Raw genomic sequence first — 744 nt, 5'->3', positions numbered from 1 at the left:
CGAATCGCTCCTACTCGGTGATCTTCGGCAACCAGGTCACCGACGACGCCAACGCGCAGATCCAGGCCTTCGATGACACCTGGCACTGGACCAACGAGACTGAGCGCCTCTACCGGGACATCCTGGCCTGGACGAATGAAGCCGTCTCCGACGCGATGGAGGCCTTCCGCAAACTCCTAGGGCATGTCTGACAATCGTTTTGACCATGCGAGCACAGCATTCAGGACCACAGCGGCCCTGTAGATGATCGCGTACTTGTCATACCGGGTCGCCAGACCCCGCCACTGCTTCAGGTGAGCGTACTGACGCTCGATGACGTTGCGGCCCTTGTAGGCGTCCGCGTCGAGGCTGACGGGGCGCCCGCCGCGGGCACCGCGCCGTCTGCGGTGGCCCTGCTGGTCGGCCGGTTCGGGGATGACCGCTTTGATCCCACGGGCACGTAGGTGGGTGCGGATCGCCCGGGAGGAGTACGCCTTATCGCCCAGCACGGCCTCGGGGCGGGTCCGGGGCCGCCCTACTGGCCGGGTCACGCGCAGCTGCTCCAGAAGAGGAAGCAGCATCGGGGAGTCCCCTGCCTGGCCGGGGGTGATCAGGCTGACCAGCGGCAGCCCGGTCCCATCGACGAGCTGATGGATCTTCGTGCTCAGCCCGCCACGGGAGCGCCCGATGCCGTGATCGGCCGGCTCCTCACGCGGATTCTTGTAGTTCGATCCATCCCCCTGTGTGGCGGGTGATGTTCGTCGC

General features: G+C 66.3%; 2 protein-coding genes. One reads left to right on the top strand and one right to left on the bottom strand.

Annotation, left to right across the window (positions count from 1 at the left end; genetic code table 11):
* The coding region (locus ACFFGH_RS34400) for a hypothetical protein (protein ID WP_386677472.1) at window positions 1–191 on the top strand (191 nt) is incomplete at its 5' end.
* Here the strand turns inward: ACFFGH_RS34400 and ACFFGH_RS34395 are convergent.
* Window positions 177–744, bottom strand: a 568-nt coding sequence (locus ACFFGH_RS34395; RefSeq protein WP_386677470.1) for an IS5 family transposase, incomplete at its 5' end; no start/stop codon positions are given. The two genes, ACFFGH_RS34400 and ACFFGH_RS34395, sit on opposite strands and share 15 nt — an antisense overlap.

The sequence above is a fragment of the Lysobacter korlensis genome, assembly GCF_042434515.1.
Note: the sequence above shows the minus strand (reverse complement) of the source record. Positions and strands in the feature narration are given on the sequence as shown.